Origin of the sequence: Rhizobium esperanzae, assembly GCF_014197615.1 — a bacterium.
In the GTDB taxonomy this organism is placed as follows: domain Bacteria; phylum Pseudomonadota; class Alphaproteobacteria; order Rhizobiales; family Rhizobiaceae; genus Rhizobium; species Rhizobium esperanzae_A.
On the sequence record NZ_JACIFY010000044.1, the window covers coordinates 1 to 3,756 of the forward strand.

The 3,756-nt window shown below is 58.2% G+C and carries 1 protein-coding gene; it reads left to right on the forward strand.

Annotation, left to right across the window (positions count from 1 at the left end):
- On the forward strand, positions 1-3,560 hold a 3,560-nt coding region (locus tag GGD57_RS28920; protein WP_432443410.1), incomplete at its 5' end, for a beta strand repeat-containing protein.
- Between the last annotated feature and the right edge of the window lie 196 nt (positions 3,561-3,756).

Here is a 3,756-nt window from a genome sequence, read left to right on the forward strand (position 1 = left end):
TGCTGAACACGGACGGCAGCCGCACCGAGACGGTCTCGAAAAAGGGCATCGGCGATGCGCTGATTTCCCGCACGACTTCAAATGTCAGCGCCAGCGGGTTGAGCAAGACAGTAAGCTGGGCGGATGCCGATGGGGAAACCGTTCGCTCGATGAGCGACGTTACCGTTCTCAACGCCGATGGCGGGACGACGGAGACGCTCTCTTACTTCAAGGCGGATGGGACGACGCTGGAAAGCAAGACCGTCACCGCAGTGGCGGCGCATGGTCTTACGACTACGGTCACTGTCGATGTCGACGGCGATGGCTATATCGACAAGAAGTCGGCCACGACGAAGCAGATTGACGGCAAGACGGTCCAGGTCCTCAGCGACTTGGGCGCCAACAATCTTGTGAAGGACTCGAAGACCATCACCACGTGGGCCGACGGCCTGACCCAGGCCATCGAATATGACAGCGATGGCAACGGCACAGTCGACAAGAAAACGACCAGCACCACGATTCTGAAGGCCAACGGTAGCACGGCGACCACAACGAACGATATCGTCGCCGGCGTCACCAAGAGCATCACGCTGACAGAGGTGTCAGCAGACGGCCTGACGGTTACCACCCAGTGGGACACCGCGGGCACCGGTGGCGGCACCACCTTCAACAAGAGCCGCACCGACGTCACCATTCTCAACGCCAATGGGTCCAGGACGCAGACGATCAGCAATCTGACTGGCACGACGCTGACCAGCCGATATCTCGTCACCACAAGCGCCAATGGTCTGTCGATCACCACCCAGATTGATCCCACAGGTGCCGGCGCCTACAGCCAGACGGCGACCGATGTCACGGTCTTGAATGCCAATGGCACCAAGACGCGAACGGTTGAAAGCAAGAAGGCCGACGGTTCGCTGATCTCCAGGACCACAACCACGATCAGCGCCAACGGCCTGATCACCTCCTCCAGCCAAGAGCGTCCGGGCTTTACCAACCAGACCGTCACCGACATGATCACGGTGCTGGCGGACGGCGCCGTGCGCGAGACTGTCGAAACGAGGGATAGTGGTGGAACCATCCGGATCGGCAAGATCGTCAGCCTCACCAGCGCCGATAAGCTGACCCTCACCATTGACCGCGACGGCAACGGTGATGACAAGGTCGATCAACACCAAGAGACGGTCACCGCCAATTCCGGCATCCAGACATCGGTCACCACCAACTTCAAGGCCGATGGGACAACGATCAAGGACAAATCGACCGTCATCGTATCCGCCGACGGTCGCCTGACAACCACGACTTGGGATCTCGATGGCGATGGTACGATCGATCGTCAGCGGCTGACGAACTTTACCGCGAATGCCGACGGCAGCAGCACCACTGTCATTTCCGATACGGATCTGCCGGCTGGTACGCTGGCTGCAACGACGACGATCCAGAGTTCTGCCGACGGCAGGCTGAAGACGACGTCGAAGGATATCAACGGCGATGGAACGGCCGATCAGGTGGAAACCATCACAGTCGATTCCACCGGCGCCTCGGTTTCCGTGGTTACCAACAATGCAACGGCGCGATTGGTTTCCAACCTGACCCCGGGCGGTGTCTATTGGACACAGGCTATCGCGGCGAAAATCGAGACAACCACATCGGCAGATGGCCGCACCAAAATCGCCAAATACGATTATGACGGCAACGGCGTCTACGAGACCGTCATGCAGTCGACCGTCCAAGTCGACGGCTCCATCGTCACGGCGGTGACCGAAAGCAACGCCAGTGGCACGGTGACGGCAAAGGGCACGATCTCGACCAGCGCCGATGGCCTGATCACCAAACTGTCGAAGGATGCCGGCAACAACGGAACCATCGATCATACCGAGACGGCGGTAACGCATGCTGATGGCTCGATCACCCTGACCAAGGTGGATCTCAACGCCAGCGGCGCAATGGCGCAGACAAACGTCGTTCAAGTCACCGCGCTCGGCTCGCTTTCCTCCAGCCTCACGACGGACTCGCTTGGCCGCAAGACTGCTGAGACCATCGTTGCGGCTGACGGAAGCTCTGTGACGACGACCTATGACGGAGCGAGTGGGCAGACGCTGAGTGTGGCCAATGCCAACAAGGCCGGCTTGCTGACAACCGTCACTTTCTACGATCCGCTGAATGCGAGCACATCGACAAGGGTCGAGCAGCAATACGACGGGGCCGGCAGGAAGACGCTCGAAAAGCAGTTCTACGACGACGGCACGCGGATCGAGATCAGCTTCGATCCATCGAATGCTGCGGCGTGGTCGCAGATACAACAGAACTACAATGCGGCTGGACAGCTAACGTACAAGCTTGAAACGGCCGACGACGGCTCGAAGACCGCCTATGATGTCGCCGGCACCCAGTCTTGGACGACCATCAAGCAGTCTTATGACACTGCCGGCAGACTGGTCGGGGTCGATCAAGCCAATGATGACGGCACACGCTATGTCACCAGCTATGATCCCGCCAACGCCGTGAATTGGTACCGCATCGACTATTCCTACAATGCCAGCAATCAGCTCACAGTTCAGAACATCTATTATGACAACGGCGACACGCGCTACTACGCGTGGGACCGAGCGAACGCAAACTGGTCATCTCGTCTCGTGATCCAGAATAGCGCCGGACAGACGACTTACGAAGAAACGACCTTCGATAGCGGTCAAACGGACAAGACGACTTATGACCTCGGCGGCCAGAAATGGAGATTTCAGACTGAATCATATTCGTCATCGAATGTCCTCATGCAAACATTCGTGCAAATGGACGAGTCAAAGAAATGGTATTACGAATACCGTGACTATCTGAATAACCAGTCGTGGACTAGAGACATCATTCGCTTCGACAGATATGGGGTCAGAACCAGCGGCGATACCTATTTCGATGACGGCACCCGCATAGAGTACGAGTACCATTCCGACCGGGGTGGCACGTTGGACTGGTGGCAAAAGTATGATGCCCAGGGACGTGTTATAGCGAGAGGCACCAGTCCCGTTCTTTTGGACCTGAATGGCGACGGCCATGTCGATCTTCGTCCTCTTGACACACTCGGCTCATCGGTGGGTTTCGATTGGGACGGCGATGGTGTGGCGGATCAGACAGCTTGGGTCGGCCCCCAGGACGGCTTCCTGGCGATCGATCTTGGTGTTGATGGAACGGCCGGCCCGGACGGAAAGATCGACCAGGGGCGAGAATTGGCGTTTAGCGTTTGGAGTAACGAGTCGACCTCGGATCTTGACGGTCTGCGGCGTGCTTTCGACACCAACCATGACAACGTGCTTGATGTGAACGACGAGCGTTGGAATGAGTTCAGGGTCTGGCGCGACCTCAATCAGAACGGCATTAGCGACGCCGGCGAACTGCAAACGATGACCGTCGCCGGCATCCGATTGATCAACCTGATGCCGAGCAACGACGGGGCGCAGGCCTTTGCCGATGGTTCGGCGATCAGCGGCACCAGTTCTTATCAGTCAGTCGATGGTAGCAACCACTATCTGGTCGGTGATGCCATGCTCGCAGTGCGAGCCAGTCAGACGGTCAATGCCGCATAGCAAGATCTCTTGTTTCACGCCGGCGCCTCCTGGCGCCGGCATACTCTCTCTTTATTGATCCCATAACATGACGGACATCCAGATGGCATCCGACGCTGGGGCGGCGGAGGCAGAGACCATAGGCGACCCCAGACCATCACCGGAAGCCGCAATCGCCGACAGCGGACTGGCGGCGATTGCTGCCGTCGCCGGTTAT